Genomic DNA, 16945 nt, shown 5'->3' on the forward strand with positions numbered 1-16945 from the left:
CGGATACAGGCTTTCTCACTTGTCATACAATACATCTCACCTGAATGCGAGGGAATTGGCAGCAGTGGATAAGGGCTTTTTCAAGTATTGCTTATCATATTCATTTAGCAGCGTGTCGAGGTCCTGGCTTATCTTCAAAGCTATATTCGAACTTAACCCGTGATGGGTCGCTGCCGCAATCAACTCAGCCCTCTTTTTTTCAATATGGGTTAAAAGCTTCTCTTTGCTCACAATCGCTGTCCTTTCACTTGTCCAATATTGAAAGACTTTGAAAAATTTGTAAATGAATGATATATAAGTTAGTATAAGTCAGGATGGAAATTAATTCAATTACCTTGAACTGGCTGCCTGCCAAATTTATGAGGAGATGACATGCTCATATTAGTTGATTGGAGCGGAAGGTTGGTCTCTGCGTGCCATAGTAGAGACAGTTACAAACCGTTTATCTAAACATTGTGCTATAAATAATTTAATTGGGCAGGCACCGCTTTCCGCTTTTCGGAGGAGGATCAGTAGGCAGGTGAGACCCCGCAGTCAAAGCCGGGAAAGGCTTAGCGCCTGCCCCGGGCAGGTAGAGTGCCTGCAGCATAAAGACGAAAACAGCATACAAATAAGTTTCAAAATTTGGATGAAAGCATTCGTTGAAATTTGTTAGAATATAAATAGACATAAAATAGTAGGGGTTGTGAAGTTTGAACGATATTAATCTATTTATCGCCCTTGGGGCCGGGTTCTTAAGTTTTATTTCGCCTTGCTGCCTTCCATTATATCCGGCTTTCCTGTCTTATATAACCGGAATGAGCGTCAGTGAGATCAAGAGTGAGAAGGGGATGCTCAGCAAGAGAAGCTTTCTGCATACCATCTTTTTTTTAATCGGGTTTTCGGCGATATTCATTTCACTGGGATTTGGCTCATCGATAATCGGCACATTTTTCGCAGATTATAATGATTTGATCCGCCAGATTGGCGCCATTCTGATGGTATTCTTTGGTCTGGTGATAGCTGGTGCCTTGAATTTCGATTTATTGATGAAAGAGAAAAAATATGAATTCAAAAACCGTCCAAGCGGGTATGCCGGCTCCGTTTTGATCGGTCTTGCTTTTGCAGCAGGCTGGACGCCATGTACAGGGCCGATCCTGATGGCAGTTATGGGGCTTGCAGGGACCAATCCAGGCTCGGGAGTCTGGTATATGACCGCCTATACGCTTGGTTTCGCCGTTCCGTTCTTCATCCTGTCCTTTTTCATTACGCGGCTTGGATGGATTAAGCGGCACAGCAGAACCCTGGTTAAGGGTGGCGGCTCCCTCATGGTTTTGATGGGCATTGTGTTATTTTTTAACTGGATGAATATGCTGACTTCCTATCTGACCTCTTTATTTGGTGGTTTTCAAGGATTTTAATAGTCATAAAAGCCCATCTCTCCAATTATTCAAATTGAAAATTACCTTGAAGTCCGATATATTTATAGTAGTTTAAGATACCATCGGCACAGCTTTGTACTAGTGCTGGTATTTTATGAGGGGGATACATGATTGGCGAGGATTTTAGTAGTAGATGATGCAAAATTTATGAGAGTGACGCTTACTAACATTCTGACAAATGCAGGACATGAGGTTGTCGGGGAAGCAGAAACAGGCATAACCGCTGTCTCCTTGACCAGGGAACTCGAGCCTGATTTAGTTATTATGGATATAACCATGCCGGAGATGAGCGGAATAGAGGCGCTCAAGGAAATCAAGGGAACGGGTCTGCCGGCGAAAATCATCATGTGTTCGGCAATGGGCCAGCAGAAGATGGTGGTTGAATCGATCGAGGCAGGGGCAAAGGATTTTATCGTCAAGCCTTTTGATGAGGCAAGGGTCCTCGAAGCAGTAAACCGGGTTCTCGTCTAAAAGAACCAAAAAGCCCCCGGACAAAAATGCATGATACACTTTTATTTTAATGACACAGGATGCCGCCTTGCAGGGACTCTGGAAAAGAGTGCTTGCTTTTTTTAGCTGGCAATATAATATATTAAGTAGGCATAGATAAATAATGATAAAGGGTGACACAGGCATGATGATTTATCTCTCTTCTATATTTGCTGCATTAATGGCCTCCATGGTCATCTTTATCCGTTTGAAGGCAGCCAAGCGCCCCGTATCTGCCAAAAAGATCATTCTGCCCCCGATCTTCATGAGTACCGGGGCACTTATGTTCATATTTCCGGAATTCCGGGTTACAGCATCTGAATGCCTTGAGGCCGTCACGGTCGGCCTGTTATTTTCCATTCTTCTGATTAAAACCTCGACGTTCGAGATACGAGAGAATCATATATATTTAAAAAGATCGAAAGCTTTTGTTTTCATCTTGATTGGGTTATTGATTATCAGGATTGCGGCCAAATTCATCCTGAGCGCAACCATAGATCTCGGACAGCTTAGCGGCATGTTCTGGATACTGGCATTTGGCATGATCGTACCCTGGAGGATCGCCATGTATTTTCAATACAAAAAGTTCCGAGCACAGCTTGGGCCGCCGAAATCTGTTTTGTAAGCATAGAGAAAGCACCGGAATTTTGTTTCCGGTGCTTTTGTCCATTATTGGAGTTCTATTCAAGGTTTTATAGTGATCCAGCTGCCCACATGGTGGACGGCTGTGCCGCCGAAAGCAGGGTTATTGGCATAGTAACTCCTGAGAGCCTCGAGCTGGGTGTTCATATAGCTCTCGCCTTCTTCGAAAAATGTGATTTGGCTTCCTTCGCTTGTTTGTCCGGTTTCAACGCCTGCCACAACTCTTTTTCCATATTTCGCTGCATAGCCCACTTCGTTTTTGACGAGGTCTGCAATCATAGCAGCGGAGTCACGGTACGCCATGATAGTCACACTACTGGCCTTGGAAATAACCCACTCAGCTAGTATTCCATTTCCATACGTGTTTTTGTAGGTGATTTCATCAAACCAAAAGGGGATATCTGCTTCAAATTCCATCTTCAAAGTATCTGCATTTGTTTTGGCCTTAGTCAGGAGTGCCTGATAGGATTTGATGGTTTCAGCGCGGTTGGAATTCCATCCTGAATATAGATAAGGCTCCACATCCAAATGGATGCCGCTGAACTTCTCAACTGACGTTGCGCCATTTTGATAGCTGCCAAGCCATGTCATTAATCTATCCTGGTTCATGTATCCTTTTGGAGCGGCCCAGTCTGGAGCTCCGTCAAGTGCATATACCCGGATGCCTTTCCCAGCCGCTTTTTCATTAAAGCTTCGATATACAGACACAGGAATATCCCGGTCGATCTGTACATACACCTTATTTAATTTTTTTGTCTCAAGAAAAGCCAGGGTGCCGGATTCATCATCTACAATCATCCACGGATTCCATAGCCAGGTTGCACGGTCCTGCTCGACTCCAGCCTCTGACCGGATGCCTGATGCCGCCATTAACATCATGAATAAAACCACCATAATTATTTTTCTCATTAATATGCCCTCCTTAAATTCAGCCACAGCTCAGTTAAAGAGAGCCTGGCAGCCTGACGACCCTGCGCTTGATTGTTCAGCGGTTAGGTTCATGGCTTTGCGTCCTTACCTTTCGGATAAGTTTGCCTTTTTCAGTTTGTTATAAATTCTTGTTTACTATATCGTCAGGTAATTTGTAAAGTTTATAGGCATTTTAAATTTTTTGTGATTATCCGTTTCGTGAAGGCTGCCTGCTTTAAGACGGTGGAGAAACCCGGGAGGAGAGAATCCTATTTCGATTTTATCCAGCAGTTTATCGGGCGGCAGGGGCGCTTCTTAATGAATTCCTAAATCTTGTATCGCACTTAGTGGAGCTGATATATAATAAAACAAACAAGCAGGGAGTGATCATGATGGCAAAGAGCAGTGCCAGGAAAGCCAGGGAAAAAAGAATTCGTGAAGGTGAGAGGGATCCTGTGAAAAGCAGGGGCATTTGGGAAGTAAAGCCAGTAACCCGCATGACAGGGACAAAACAGGAGCAGCTGATTAAATCTGCCGGAAAACATAAAAAACGGACTCAATCATCCTATCCAGGTGAAGTGATTCCGTTTTTTTGTGGAAAAGGGGCGGAGCTGCGTGTATCATAAGGCTTCCTGCACATAGGTATGAATATCATTGATCTTGCTGGCATTCTGCGTCTTACTCCGATCCACCGCCCCCTTGTTTATATTCCTGCTCTTGTCCAGGTTTTATCCATGCATAAGTTGTGTGGAAATCATGGAATCATTCTTTTTCGCAGCCAGCCGGTCAGCAGCGGAAAATAATGAAGGAGCAGGCCGCAGAATACTGCCGTACCTGCAAGGGACAGGAGAAGGAAAACAGGGGAAAAGACGAAGCCAACACTGACCTTACTGTCGAGCACAACTAAATTGGACCACTCCTCACCTGCAGGACGGTAGAAGAGTGTCCGGATATATCCTGCAAGCAGCGGGACTCCCATGAAAATCAAGTGAAGGAAAAAAGAGCAGAAAATGGATTTTAAGAAAAGCCCCATATGAATCACCTCCAATAAAATTATACCAGACGGCTGCAGAGTAAGAGGAAGGAAATCTTTAATTAGAAGGCCCCAAAGGTTATAATTAAGGAAAATTCATTACTGAAGCGCAGGTGAATACATCTTGAAAAAACTAGGCTGGGGACTCTCGTTAATAGGACTCCTGCTCATTCTTTGCGGCATCCTATATCCCCTCGACATCATAACCAAAAACCAATTTCTCTTCCTCCTCCTTGGAGGCGCAGCCATCATGTTCATCGGCTCCATGATCCGCGCCATAGCCCTGGTTCAAAAAAAATAGGGTTACAGTTCCTATTTACCAAACCCCAAAACCCAGATGTATCAAGGGTTTAACGCGCCTTTTGGAGGGACAGTCCCCATTTCCCGGTCGTTACATAAAATTACCATTGTCATTTTCAGCCGGAGTGAGTATACTAATAACACAAACGCTGCTTTGTACGTTGTGAATAATTAAGTTTTAACCTTTAAGCTGTAACAGGGAGTTTTATATTGGAACGAGAATGACAAGCCTCCGCCTATATGGCAGGGAGGACATACAGGGCCGTTCCTGCAAACACCCACTTTGAGGAGTGGTGGTTTAAAACTTTCTTATAGAATACGGCATATGCGGCAGGAACCCGGGCTGATTACAGCCTGGGTTTTTATTTTGCCTTTTTTTGGGGGGAGGTATAATTCGTTTAACCTTTTTGGCGTTTTATGACCAATATTCTCTTTAAAATCAGTCATAAATGGTTATAAAGCACACTATCTCTCCTCGTCTTTATGTTACATAGCCCAGAACCCGCAAAATAAAAAGCCCGTTATGAAAACGGGCAGCCATGCTATCATCTTTAAAAGTCCGATTTCTCACCAGCTGCATCCTCATACAGCTCCAGGGCTTCTTTGACACTGAAGTTCTTCCGTACAATCGCATGAATGGCCTGAATCATGGCAGCTGGGTGGTCAGATTGCCAGATGTTGCGGCCCATGTCGACGCCGGCTGCCCCCTCTGCAAGGGCGTTATGAGTCATTTCTAGCGCTTCTTTCATAGTATCAAACTTCGGTCCGCCCGCGATGACAATAGGGACCGGGCATGTGCTGGTGACCTTCTCGAAGTTTTCGCAGTAGTAGGTTTTGATAATATCGGCGCCCATTTCAGCACCAATGCGGGAAGCCAGGGCGAGGAATCGCGCCTCCCGTTTCTGGAGTTCCTTGGCAACAGCGGTTATAACTCAATCCAGGGCTATGATTATAAAGCGGATGACAGCGGGATTATTCTTCTGCCGGAACGAGTCATTTTCACGAAGGAAAACATCGATAATTATGATTTCTAGTGATCATTGAAATACACCCCGGCTTTCCTGGGAGCCGGGGTGTATTTTTTATAGATCGATATTTTCATCAAAAAGGGCTCCCATTTTTACATAACTGATCAGCTTTTTAGCTTCGGCTTCCACACGAATTCGTCCCGTTTCACTTGTCTTCCAATTTTTACTGGTGCTGTCATGGACAGGGCAAAGAGTATAAGTAATCCATCCTGGCATATAGGTCTTCATTGTGATATGCAGCCGTCTCATATGAAAGGCAGCCGTGACGACGATAATTCTGCTGATTCTATGCAAATGAAATTCACGGTCCAGCACAAGCAGGGAAGCGAGGACATTTTCCTTTGTATGAAGGGATTTATCTTCTATTAATATATCTTTTTCAGGAATGCCGAGTGCTTCAGCCCTGTTTTTCAGACATACTGCCTCGGGGAATTTGTCACCCGGCCATGTCACTCCTCCGGAAAATAAAATCTTTTCCGCCCGGCCGGATTCATATAGCTGAACGGCTTTTGGCAGCCTGTAGTGGACCGCCTTGCTGCTGCCGGCTACAAAGATACAGTCCCCATTTCGATTGTCATCCTTCATGTTTTTAAAAAGAAGTCTATCCATCTGGCTGTCTGTTAGATTTTCAATGTCAAGCTCTGATATTAGCATGTGCCACCTCTGATAAACTTTTTTAGCTTTTAGAAAGCTGCTGCCATGTGGAAAGGCTGCAATCCTTTGCTGTATATTATTGTCGAAATGAGGAATTTGTGTCTAAGCGGATAATTACATAAGTTTACCCGGCCTTATCTGGCTGCCCTTTTTGCGCGGTCCTGTGATACGGGTAGCTTTTGCCTCAAGAAGGAGAGTCCATCTGGGTATAAAGTCAGGAAAAAAGATAAAACTTATTGAATATTTGGAATATTAGTCATTATAATTAAATTAAGCACGTCTTTATTTTCGTTATATGATCTTAATTACCTTTTTAAAAAGGAGGGAGGATCGATAATTTCTACTATTCTATGCCTGTACAATTATAGTATGATGTTACACGGGGGGAATTTACAATGATGAAATATTTACAAAGAATCGGCCGTTCCTTGATGCTGCCGGTAGCCGTGCTTCCTGCTGCTGCCATCCTGATGGGCATCGGCTATTGGATCGACCCGTCCGGCTGGGGTGCAGACAGCCCGGTTGCAGCCTTCTTAATCAAGGCCGGCTCATCCATAATTGATAACATGAGTATTCTGTTCGCGGTCGGTGTCGCACTCGGTATGGCGAAAAACCGCGACGGTTCGGCCGCACTCAGCGGTTTGGTTGCTTATCTTGTAATCACTACTCTGCTTTCTACGAATTCTGTAGCAATGCTTCAGGGTGTGGAGCCAGATAAAGTAAATGCGGCATTTGGCAAAATCGGAAACCAATTCATCGGTATCCTTTCCGGCCTGGTTGCTGCATCGATGTATAACCGCTTCAGTGATGTGAAACTGCCGGATGCACTGGCCTTTTTCTCAGGAAAGCGCCTTGTGCCGATCATGTCTGCAGTTGCCATGCTTTTTGCCTCATTAGTATTGTTCTTTGTCTGGCCGGCTATTTTCACCGGGCTCGTATCATTCGGTGAAGCAATCAGTAAGCTGGGAGCAGTCGGTGCAGGTCTTTACGGCTTCTTCAACAGATTATTAATCCCGACAGGACTCCATCACGCATTGAACTCTGTATTCTGGTTTGATGTGGCGGGAATTAATGATATCGGAAACTTCTGGGCAGGAAAAGGGGAAAAAGGTGTAACGGGCATGTACCAGGCCGGCTTCTTCCCAATCATGATGTTCGGGCTTCCGGCAGCAGCTCTTGCCATGTATCATACAGCGCGTACGAAGCAGAAGAAAACTGTGGCATCCCTGATGCTTGCTGCGGGTTTTGCTTCTTTCTTCACAGGTGTCACAGAGCCGCTTGAATTCGCGTTCATGTTCGTTGCTCCTGCACTTTATGTGGTCCATGCCGCATTGACAGGTATTTCCCTGGCCGTGGCAGCCATGTTCAACTGGACAGCAGGCTTCGGCTTCAGTGCCGGCTTCGTCGACTTCGTATTAAGCTCAAGGCTGCCGCTCGCGAACCAGCCGTACATGCTGATCGTGCAGGGCCTTGTGTTCGCCGTCATTTACTACTTCCTGTTCAGGTTCCTCATCACGAGATTCAATCTGACAACTCCAGGACGTGTTGAGGAAGCGGATGAAGCAGTGGCTGCCGACACCAAAACGGGTGACAGCAAGTTTACAGCTATGGCTGCAACCATCTACGAAGGCCTTGGCGGCGATGAAAACGTCACTTCTGTAGATAATTGTGTTACCCGCCTACGGGTTGAAGTCAAAGACATGGATGCAGTTGATAAAAACAAAATCAACTCTGCCGGAGTACCGGGCATCAATGTAGTCGGACCTAAATCCATCCAGGTGGTTGTCGGGACTTCTGTTCAATTCGTCGCAGACGAAATCGAGAAGATCCGCAAGAAATAATAAGTTAAGAAAACCAGCTTCCAGGTTATGGGGAAGCTGGTTTTTTATATATCCACCAACAGTTCACGGCCAGGCTGGAAACGTACTTGGCGACAGGTTTACTATCAGTACCATTTACACAATTGCCTCCTGAGCATATTTCGGAGCGCGGCACCTTATGATAAATTAAAATTACCTGATTGGGAGTTTCATCCTTGCAAGACTGTACCATAAAAAGAATTATGGAGTGAGCCCATGAATCTAAAAGCAGCATTAATAAATGCATTAGACAACGGACGTTTAGAGGAAGCAGCAAGTCTGATAGAGAAAGCAGGACAAATTAAGGACAAAGAAGCAGTGCCTCTTCTTATAAATTATTTAAAAAGCACAGAAAATCATAATATACGAAATTTAATTGCCTTAGCACTTAGTGATATTGGAGATGGAAGAGCGGTTAAGCCATTAATTGAAATGATAAATGATCCCAAAACTTCAGGAAATAGGGGTACGTTGTTATACGCTTTAAAACCTTTTGATTGCTCACCCTTTCTGGAAACGTTAATTAGGCACCTCCTCACAGGAAACTTTGAAGTCCAATTAACCTCTTTTGAACTAATTGAAGAGAACGTTCATTCTCCTGTGAGCGATGAAGTTTTATTGAACACTATCTTAAAAGTGAAAAATGAACTTAGTGAAATAGAGCGCAAAAAGGATCTCTATACAGAAGCGCTTGAGATGATATGTTCACTAAAAAGGGTCTGAACTCGATTCCATTTTCTTCCGGATATGGCTGGTAACCCAGGGTCTATTTAAGGTCACACAACAAAGGTGCTTCATAGCTTTTAAGCGGGTGCTGCTATTGTGATATACCTTTAAGTTCTGTTTCTTCTTCAAAATACCTGGATCCGTCCGGCTTAAGAACCAGCCATATTTGCATAATACTCAACAGCAGCAGCAGGGTCGAGGCAAAAATGATGCTGTACCTGACCGGGATGATGTCACCTGTAAAACCAATCAGCAATATAAAAAGAATCTGGAGGAAACTTTGAAATGTACCATAAATGCTGGAAATCCGCCCCATCATATGAATCGGGACGTTGTTTTGATAAAACGTCATAAATCCGGTGTTTGAGAAAGAGTTGAAAAAACCTAAAATCATAAATCCAACAGCCACGCTCCAAAATGAAAATGAAAAAGCATAGATGAGATATCCGGCGGAAACCATTAAATAGCCGAGGGATAACAGAGCTTTTATGGACAGCTTATCGGCGGCAAGTGAAACAGCGGCTGCTCCTAAAATGGAACCCAAACCGGTCAAACTTATGAGCAGGCCGAATTGTGTTTCCGATAAATGCAATACCTTTTGCGTAAAGACAACTTCTTGGGCATCCATCCCCAGTGCAACGATCATAAAGAATTGAGCGAGGAAATACACCTTTACTATGAATGTATTGCTTTGACTGAATATGAATACTTCTTTCCAGTCGCTCCGGAGTACTTTCAAATTAATTCTGCTTACGAATTTAGCTGGCGAAGGGACATCTGGCAAAAGGTAGATCAATACAGCTGATACAAGAAAGGAAACAGCGTTAATCCATATGGATACATGGACAGTGGCAACGAGCAGCAATGCTCCAGAAATAGCAGGGCCGATCAAAAAAGCACCGGAAGTGATCAAGCTCCTGAAAGAGTTAAATTGCTTTCGCCCACTCTCAGGAACCACGCTGGTTATATAGCTTAATGCCGCAGGATCAAAGAAAGCTCTTGATATGGAGAGGAAGAAAAGACAAAGATAGATGAGCCAGATGGAGCTGAAGAAAGGGATGGCTGCGACTAAAACCGCACGAATGATATCTGCTCCAATCATGATTCTCCGTATGTTTAAACGATCAATTATGCTGCCAGACCAGAACTTCGTAAACATGGAAGCTACAGGGCCTATGATCCATAAACCGGCCACAGCCGCCGCTGAACCCGTAAGTTTTAATACCAAAACATTAATAGCTACCAGGTAAATGAAATCTCCCAGGGTTGAAATGCCCAATCCGAATAGGAGTAAATATGAATTCTTTTTCTGTAAAAAGGCTGATTGACTGATACGAACACCCCATTTAATAATTACTCATACTTTCCTTTTCTACAAAAAATGGAATTTACCTGTAATTAACTTGATTTGCCGAAAATCAGTTAAAAAGCTACGGAACAGGAAAAGTCATTTCCACACCAGTGAAAAGATCAATCAAAATAGATAGACTCTTTTGGGTTATGTAAATGTTTAAATAACATCTGAATCTGTGACTCCGTATTTCTGGCTGCCGATAATGGCGGCAAGTCACTTTCAGCGAAAAACTGTACGGCACTCGTTTCAATACCTTCTTTTGGCTGCCCGCCAATAATTTCACATTGGATAAATATTTTATACACATGATAGGGGGAAGGTGGATGTGAATGACATTTTTTGTCCATTACAGCAATCAGCTTTGAAGCTCTAACATCAAACCCTGATTCTTCTTTTGTTTCCTTGACTGCCACTTCTCCTGGAGTTAATCCAATATCCCCCCAGCCTCCAGGCAGCGACCAGCCACCGTCAGTGTTTTCTCTCACCATCAGGATTTTATTGTCTCTAAATACAACAGCCCTGATATCGACTTTTGGTGTTGCATAACCGGTTTCATTTGCAAAAAGCCCTTTGATAACTTCATAGTTTACATCTGTTTGCTGCGTCATCATATCAACACTTATGTTTCTTATTGACTCAAATCTTTCCAGGTCATACACATCCTTTGAGTAAGTTAACCCTGCCTGTGCAATGGATTGCAATTGTCTTGCCCATTCCAGCCATTTAGGTTCCAAACCTTAAACACCGCCTTTTAATTTTTACCCAATTTTACCATACAGCTTGAAAATGTAACTGCTTCTTCGTCAATACGCGAATGTTACATTAGAAACACCTTGTCCCCCCTGGGGACAAAATACAGACTTATATAATAGATTAAAACAAGTTAATATATTTTTATAACAGGTGAGAGAAAAACCAGTAGGTTCGGAACCGCAATGTATGGAATATAGCCTGGGGAAATAAATGTTCGGAAGGGGTTTATCGGATGGAAATCAGAATGGACGACCTGACAAATCCAGTGGTGCAGGAGCTGATCAGGGAGCATCTGAAGGGGATGGAGGAAAATTCACCGCCCGAGAGCATACATGCGCTTGGGATTGAAAAATTGAAGCAGCCCGGTGTAAGTTTTTGGTGTGCCTGGGAGGGCAGCGAACTGCTTGGCTGCGGGGCTTTGAAGGAGCTTAGCCCTGTTCATGGTGAAGTTAAATCCATGCGCACCTCATCCCGGCATCTTAGAAAGGGCACAGCCAAGCGGTTGCTGCAGCATATCCTGGATGAATGCAGCAATCGTGGTTACAAGAAAGTTTCTTTGGAAACCGGGTCGATGGAAGCTTTTGCCCCGGCAAGGAAGCTGTATGAAAACTTTGGCTTTCGTTATTGCGGCCCTTTTGCTGAGTATGTGGAAGATCCGAACAGCTTTTTTATGGAAATGGAGTTGCTGCATGGGGATGATTGAATGGGCAAGTCACCTAAATGAAATAAAATATGTTTTTAATGGCTGCCAATTGTTTTGGCAGTCTTTTTAGATTTGAAGGGACTGATTCATTTAGTCTGTTCATCACCGCTTAAGCGCGAAACGATGGCTTACATGATGGAAATGTTGAGGGATCAAAAAAGTCAAAGAAACGGGGAACAACAGCCTGAAAACATCGATTTCATCAAAATTTATTCCATTTTGTCTTTTTCGGTTCAAAAACAGTGTAAACCTCGATGCAGGAACCTTAAAAAGGTACCATCATAAGCGGTTATCAGCCGAAATGGACACTTTACGCGCCGGCCGCCTTCATTTACTATCCGAATAGGAATTTTACTCGCGGAAACAGCAGTTTTACTAGCCGAAACAACCATTTTACCCGCCGAAGTGGAATCAGGAATAACCCGGTCAGCAAGTGGGACTGCCGGCCGGGATCGTGCAGCTTATACTTATTACCGAGCAGGAATTCCGCCCTGTTCCGGCATCTCAATCACTTGTCGCAATTCAATCTGACCTTCACCATTTCCTTGCGGGTCGGGCATCCGCATCGCCCAATGAACAGCTTCTTCCCTCGATTCCACATCAATCAGTATGAATCCGGCAATCAAATCCTTCGTTTCTGTAAATGGCCCATCAGTTACTATTGGATTTCCTCCTGATTCGGGAAATGAAATGCGGATTCCATTTGAACTAGGGTGAAGTCCTTTAGCCATGACCCGTACGCCTGCATTCACTAATTCCCGATTAAAATTCGACATCGCTTCCATGAGTTCAGGGTTCGGAAGATTTGCGGCTTCCGAGTTCTGTGAGGCTTTGACGATAAGCATAAACAGCATGAAACTTACACCTCCTAATTTTAGGCAGACACAATATTACAGTAAATGAAATCAACGATGGGAAGGCCATGATCCCTGCATTTTTCTTGATTGAATAATTTGTCCGGTATGATAGGCATCATGAAGCATAATATCGAGCAGTTTCCGCTCGAGTGAATCCTGGTCCAGCTCGTCATCGGAAAGCCTGCTCAATACCTCTCTTAAATGCTGGTGGGCATTCTCGGCACGTTCAATGACTTTTTCCCATTCTCCGTCATCGTTCGATTGAGGTGTGAGTGAAAAGGTTTGATCCCCGTCAAGAGGATTTGGCCAATCCCGGCCTTCCAGTTTAGCAGCAAGTCTTTCTTTGTAATACGTTAAATGGTTAACATTTTCCCAGATGGTCTGGGCTGCCGCGCCCGGTGGTTTCCAGGAAGCCTGTTCAGCTCGAAGTCCATCAATCGCTTCTCTAAAAGGGGCATACCAGCTCTCTTTATCGTATGTCGAATCTAGCAGGTTTACTAGTAAATTCATTCGTTCCAAAGACAACAACTCCTCCTTGAATTGGCAGAAATGAAAAGACCTGTTCATAGAAATTTTAAATGAAAGAGTATCAATTAGGAACATTTAAAGACAGATTTTTTCAAACTATTTCACTAAATAAATTTTTGAACTGGGGATGAAGTGATAGGATAAAACCAGCACCCGGATAGTATGAAAGGAGCTCAAAGCTCTTTTTAGGGCTGCGGCTCCTTTCAACTCTTACATTTTCTTATTTGCTTGTAGTTCCCGGATCTATTTCTCTTCCGGTCTCTAAATCAATGACTTTCCCTTTGTTTTTTGGAATAGGAATGGTTTTACTGTTTGGTGCCTTTTGCTTATTCTCCACCCAGTCCACGAGCAGATCGAAGGATTGGTGTACGTATGGAAGGAGCGGCTGCAATTCTTTGTTGGGATCTGCATTCGGACTCCATACAAGGCTGTCAACATGGTTCCCATTTGTGATAGTATACAGGCGGTGCAAATTGGCTCTTCCGTTAGCTGCAATCAGCTTCTGATAAGGATAGGCATGGACCGCCGGGAAGATCAAGGAGTCCAGGGAGCCGGTCACGCTGATCAGAGGTACATTAATTTCCCCTGTATTCTGGACTTTTTTTACGTTTTCTTTTACGCTGTCCGGCCGCCCATTATAGTCATAATCTTTAAAAATAGAATCATAGGTACGGTCCCGCATCCCATTTGGAAGGAAGTTTAAATAGTTCTGCCATGCAATCCTTTCCGGTGCTTCGGGATCGAACTCATCGCGGTAAATATTCAGGGAGATAAACCAATAAACCAGGTCATGGTAGGACCAGAGTCCTTCAGATCCGTGCGGCAGTCCGGCTTGATAGAGGGCCTGAACGGCACGTGCCTTTTCTTCACCGGCCCCGTAAATAGCCGCAAAGGCGTTGTTGACTACAGGAGTGAGGGACGTTATCAGATTTGGGTCATTTGCTCTCCAAAGGACGCCTTCCCAGTCCACCCCGCCGTCATACAGACTATTTCCTTTTTGCTTTTTGTCATGCTCCAATGCGTAGCGAACCACATAACCGCCATTTGAGATTCCGACTGCATAAGTTGGGATCCTGTGTTTTTTTGAGATGAGTCTGCTCGCCGGGTTCTTTCTATCCTTTTTCTTAATCAGTCCCGAAGGGTAATTCTTTGTGAGATAAGCTTGCGCTGCTTTTGTCAGTTCCCTGAAGCGCATGTTCCATTCCGCCACACTGTCTTCCTCTGACGCCAGTGCATTTTTCGACCTGGCGAGGGGATCAGCAGGATCGATTTCACCTTGTGTGCCTTTATCTGTGGCAGCAAAGGCATATCCTTTTGCCAGTACAAAGTCACTGAATAAAAGATCTGTGGAAGTTTCATTCCGCGTGGCGGGAATGCCGGCAACCACAAGCTTTCCATTCCACTGTTGCGGTACCCGGATAACAAATCGCGCATCGCCGAACTGGCCGTTTACCTGGGTGCCTTTTACTTCGGCAGGGGCATAGAGGCGGTGCCACCCGGTGTGGGCAGAAGCATCTCCCCAGTTTATGGGTGCAAGTCCGGTGTTGCCGAATACAGCTGCATCGGCATATTGTGCAGGATTCTTAGTGGTGATCCAATTGCCGTTTTTTCCATCAAAAACCTTGAGGGTCACATTTTCTGCCCCGGGGATAACCGCGCTTTCTGATGCTTTTGCCGGCAGGCCATGAACAGCAATCGGCAGTGCCAGGACTATTCCTGATACCCATGCAAACAACTTACGTTTCATCTCTTTCATTCCTCCAGACATTATTGGGTAAACGCTTACAATAATATATCTAGCAAGTTATGTGCCAAAGTGAATGACTGATGATTTAACATGATATATTAACGATTTGCACTCCCTGAATGAATTTTACACACGCAAATTTTCCTGCTTTCCGGAATTTCTTTCCGTAAAAATGGAATTTCCATTTAAAAAAAACTACAGCAGGAGTGCTAAGTCCATCCGCTATTGTGAAGGGTTTTTAGTTTTAAAAAAGATGATTTCCGGATCGCCGTCATCCAGGTTTTCTATAATGCCGCTAAGCGTAAATCCGTTCGCCTTGAACACTTTCTGCATGTTTGTATTGGATTGGTTCGTGGATGAGAATATCTTCTGAGTAGGGGAGTGTGCGGCCATATAACCGAGCAGGGAGCTTGCATAGCCCTTGCGGCGTTTTTCGGCAGGCACTATAATCAAAGAAATGAAGGTCTGCTCAAAGAAATTCAAGTCATAAATTAGAAATCCAGCAATGCGGTCATCGCTTACAGCTTTGATACATCTTTTGCCCTCTATGGCTTTTTTAATGACCGATCTTCTGCAGCTGCTTCCAAAGACTTCCTTGTCGATAGTCGCTATCTCCTCGAAATCTTTTAGTTCAGCTGTATGTACAGTAATCAGGTTCATCCCTCATTTCGATTAATTATCGATTGCTGTCTGGTAATATTTGATAATATTAGAATAGCACGTCTGGAGTTTAAAAGCATATGGCATCCGATAAAGAAACGGGAAGGAGTTGGTTAGTTTGCTGACTGCAGAAAGTCCGGGAAGAATCATTGTCTTAAAGGGTGTGCCAAGGTCATGAAAGACAAGCATTGCCAGGTCATCCAGGACCGGTTTGAAGGAGTATGGATGAATCCTGGAGTTGACAGCTTTATTGGGATGACACCTGACAGGTAACATCCGGGAATCGGTCTCAGGCTGGGAGGAGAACTTCCGGGAATGGAGGTACTTGCGGCCGCTTCATACAGGGCTTTGTACATAACAGCCGCAGCATTCAGCCGCTCGGGCATAAACAGTGTGATTGATACGGGGCATCATGGGGGCTATTCAGTGCCGCTTGGACTACTGACAGAATGCGCAGAGATTGTGGAAGGACTTCCGGTGATGCCTGCAGTCAACTGTTCCATTGGTAATAATGGAAAGAGGGAATGCCACATGGAAAAAAGGCTTCAGTGAGGATGGCTCCATACCTGCCCCGGCCTTGCGCTGGCAGGAAGCTGTACATCAGCCGGGCTGTTATGACCTGGAAGTGGTTACTTCTCATTTGAAACCCTGGGAATGGGAGGACATAATCCGAAATCGCCTTGAACAGGGAGAACCTTTTACTGCTTTTAAAAAGATTTTGACACTAAAAAAAGAGGAATAGGCTGGGATGTTTATGTCTGAAATATTTGCAGATTGGGGAGGAATGCCTGTCCGGCTGACCTGGGTAAAAAGCAGCTGCCTTCCTGATGCTGGGCGGATTACTAGTGTCCATGGCTTTTGTATGAAGGACAGCCGGCTCATGCTGGTAGAGCTAAAGCACAGAGGCTGGGATTTTCCGGGCGGGAATCTTGAGTCTGGGGAGAATCCTGAAGACTGCCTGCAGCGCGAGCTTATGGAGGAAGGGTATGTAACGGGGCGATTCAGCCTGCTTGGATATGTGATGGTCGATCACAGCATAAATCCGCATTGGGTGCACGGTGGGAAATACCCAAAGGTTGGGTATCAGGTTTTTTACCGAGTCGATATTGAGCATCTTTACCCGCATAAGGCAGAGTATGAAGCCTTAAGAAGGATTTTTGTAGAGGGGGATGAAGCAGGAAAGCTCCATCATGGCTGGAGCCCGCTGTATGAAGAGATCCTTGGTGCTGCCATAGCACTGCGGGGAAGTTAAAGCGGCTGTCATCTGCATGACAGCCGCTTC

Annotated in this window: 20 protein-coding genes, 1 other RNA gene, 1 pseudogene and 1 riboswitch; of the genes and pseudogenes, 11 read left to right on the top strand and 11 right to left on the bottom strand. The window is 44.6% G+C overall.

The features are described 5' to 3' along the window. Window positions 1–36 precede the first annotated feature (36 nt). Window positions 37–231 (bottom strand): Spo0E family sporulation regulatory protein-aspartic acid phosphatase, encoded by a 195-nt coding sequence (locus V1501_RS08010; protein WP_409292456.1) that lies wholly within the window; start codon window positions 229–231, stop codon window positions 37–39. Between the two features lie 461 nt (window positions 232–692). Between V1501_RS08010 and V1501_RS08015 the strand changes: the two genes are divergently transcribed. The 3 genes from V1501_RS08015 to V1501_RS08025 all read left to right on the top strand — a co-directional run bounded on the left by V1501_RS08015 (window position 693) and on the right by V1501_RS08025 (window position 2535). Continuing rightward, window positions 693–1400 carry a cytochrome c biogenesis CcdA family protein gene (locus V1501_RS08015; protein ID WP_409292458.1) on the top strand — a complete coding sequence of 236 codons (708 nt, stop codon included), beginning with the start codon at window positions 693–695 and terminating at the stop codon, window positions 1398–1400. 132 nt (window positions 1401–1532) lie between these two features. Further along, window positions 1533–1892 carry a response regulator gene (locus tag V1501_RS08020; protein ID WP_409292459.1) on the top strand — a complete coding sequence of 120 codons (360 nt, stop codon included), beginning with the start codon at window positions 1533–1535 and terminating at the stop codon, window positions 1890–1892. 163 nt (window positions 1893–2055) lie between these two features. Further along, window positions 2056–2535 carry a CcdC family protein gene (locus V1501_RS08025; protein WP_409292460.1) on the top strand — a complete coding sequence of 160 codons (480 nt, stop codon included), beginning with the start codon at window positions 2056–2058 and terminating at the stop codon, window positions 2533–2535. A 59-nt stretch (window positions 2536–2594) separates the two neighbouring features. Here the strand turns inward: V1501_RS08025 and V1501_RS08030 are convergent, their stop codons facing one another. Then, entirely contained in the window at window positions 2595–3461 is an 867-nt protein-coding gene (locus V1501_RS08030) for an amidase (protein WP_409292462.1), read from the bottom strand. Between the two features lie 44 nt (window positions 3462–3505). Next, window positions 3506–3598, bottom strand: a riboswitch (cyclic di-GMP riboswitch). A gap of 252 nt (window positions 3599–3850) precedes the next feature. Between V1501_RS08030 and V1501_RS08035 the strand changes: the two genes are divergently transcribed. Beyond that, the gene (locus V1501_RS08035) at window positions 3851–4087 is read left to right on the top strand and encodes a hypothetical protein (protein WP_409292464.1); all 237 of its coding nucleotides are present in this window, start codon (window positions 3851–3853) and stop codon (window positions 4085–4087) included. Between the two features lie 128 nt (window positions 4088–4215). On the opposite strand, the gene V1501_RS08040 is transcribed toward V1501_RS08035, so the two are convergent. After that, the gene (locus tag V1501_RS08040; RefSeq protein WP_409292465.1) at window positions 4216–4494 is read right to left on the bottom strand and encodes a hypothetical protein; all 279 of its coding nucleotides are present in this window, start codon (window positions 4492–4494) and stop codon (window positions 4216–4218) included. A 124-nt stretch (window positions 4495–4618) separates the two neighbouring features. Between V1501_RS08040 and V1501_RS08045 the strand changes: the two genes are divergently transcribed. Further along, entirely contained in the window at window positions 4619–4795 is a 177-nt protein-coding gene (locus V1501_RS08045; protein WP_409292467.1) for a hypothetical protein, read from the top strand. 142 nt (window positions 4796–4937) lie between these two features. Then, a non-coding RNA gene (gene ssrS / locus V1501_RS08050) (6S RNA) lies at window positions 4938–5132 on the top strand. 213 nt (window positions 5133–5345) lie between these two features. On the opposite strand, the pseudogene V1501_RS08055 reads toward ssrS, so the two are convergent. Continuing rightward, window positions 5346–5723, bottom strand: a pseudogene (locus V1501_RS08055) (3-hydroxy-5-phosphonooxypentane-2,4-dione thiolase); the annotation flags it as partial. A gap of 153 nt (window positions 5724–5876) precedes the next feature. Further along, window positions 5877–6476: a YdcF family protein gene (locus V1501_RS08060; protein ID WP_409292468.1), complete on the bottom strand. Its 600-nt coding sequence runs from the start codon at window positions 6474–6476 to the stop codon at window positions 5877–5879. Between the two features lie 395 nt (window positions 6477–6871). Here V1501_RS08060 and nagE point away from each other — a divergent pair, with 395 nt between their 5' ends. Next, window positions 6872–8317, top strand: a complete 1446-nt coding sequence (nagE, locus tag V1501_RS08065) for an N-acetylglucosamine-specific PTS transporter subunit IIBC (protein ID WP_409292469.1) — start codon at window positions 6872–6874, stop codon at window positions 8315–8317. Window positions 8318–8551: 234 nt separating this feature from the next. Beyond that, a complete protein-coding gene (locus tag V1501_RS08070) occupies window positions 8552–9058 on the top strand; it encodes a HEAT repeat domain-containing protein (RefSeq protein WP_409292470.1) in 507 nt (168 codons plus the stop codon). A 94-nt stretch (window positions 9059–9152) separates the two neighbouring features. On the opposite strand, the gene V1501_RS08075 is transcribed toward V1501_RS08070, so the two are convergent. After that, window positions 9153–10340 (bottom strand): MFS transporter, encoded by a 1188-nt coding sequence (locus tag V1501_RS08075; protein WP_409292472.1) that lies wholly within the window; start codon window positions 10338–10340, stop codon window positions 9153–9155. 191 nt (window positions 10341–10531) lie between these two features. Beyond that, the gene (locus V1501_RS08080; protein WP_409292474.1) at window positions 10532–11149 is read right to left on the bottom strand and encodes an NUDIX hydrolase; all 618 of its coding nucleotides are present in this window, start codon (window positions 11147–11149) and stop codon (window positions 10532–10534) included. Window positions 11150–11400: 251 nt separating this feature from the next. On the opposite strand from V1501_RS08080, the gene V1501_RS08085 reads away from it, so the two are divergent. Further along, the gene (locus tag V1501_RS08085; protein WP_409292475.1) at window positions 11401–11871 is read left to right on the top strand and encodes a GNAT family N-acetyltransferase; all 471 of its coding nucleotides are present in this window, start codon (window positions 11401–11403) and stop codon (window positions 11869–11871) included. Window positions 11872–12341: 470 nt separating this feature from the next. On the opposite strand, the gene V1501_RS08090 is transcribed toward V1501_RS08085, so the two are convergent. The 4 genes from V1501_RS08090 to V1501_RS08105 all read right to left on the bottom strand — a co-directional run bounded on the left by V1501_RS08090 (window position 12342) and on the right by V1501_RS08105 (window position 15663). Then, the gene (locus V1501_RS08090; protein ID WP_409292476.1) at window positions 12342–12725 is read right to left on the bottom strand and encodes a YciI family protein; all 384 of its coding nucleotides are present in this window, start codon (window positions 12723–12725) and stop codon (window positions 12342–12344) included. A gap of 51 nt (window positions 12726–12776) precedes the next feature. Then, entirely contained in the window at window positions 12777–13238 is a 462-nt protein-coding gene (locus tag V1501_RS08095; RefSeq protein WP_409293296.1) for a DinB family protein, read from the bottom strand. Between the two features lie 238 nt (window positions 13239–13476). Then, window positions 13477–15003 carry an alpha/beta hydrolase gene (locus tag V1501_RS08100; protein ID WP_409292477.1) on the bottom strand — a complete coding sequence of 509 codons (1527 nt, stop codon included), beginning with the start codon at window positions 15001–15003 and terminating at the stop codon, window positions 13477–13479. A 222-nt stretch (window positions 15004–15225) separates the two neighbouring features. Next, complete coding sequence (locus tag V1501_RS08105) at window positions 15226–15663, bottom strand: GNAT family N-acetyltransferase (RefSeq protein WP_409292478.1); 438 nt, start codon at window positions 15661–15663, stop codon at window positions 15226–15228. A gap of 315 nt (window positions 15664–15978) precedes the next feature. Between V1501_RS08105 and V1501_RS08110 the strand changes: the two genes are divergently transcribed. Beyond that, window positions 15979–16215, top strand: coding sequence for a hypothetical protein (locus V1501_RS08110; protein ID WP_409292480.1), 237 nt, complete (start codon window positions 15979–15981; stop codon window positions 16213–16215). Window positions 16216–16417: 202 nt separating this feature from the next. Continuing rightward, on the top strand, window positions 16418–16915 hold the full coding sequence (locus V1501_RS08115) for an NUDIX domain-containing protein (RefSeq protein ID WP_409292481.1): 498 nt from the start codon (window positions 16418–16420) through the stop codon (window positions 16913–16915). Window positions 16916–16945: the final 30 nt, after the last annotated feature.

This window comes from Paraperibacillus esterisolvens (assembly GCF_046237625.1).
Classification (GTDB): Bacteria; Bacillota; Bacilli; order Bacillales; family DSM-1321; genus Paraperibacillus; species Paraperibacillus esterisolvens.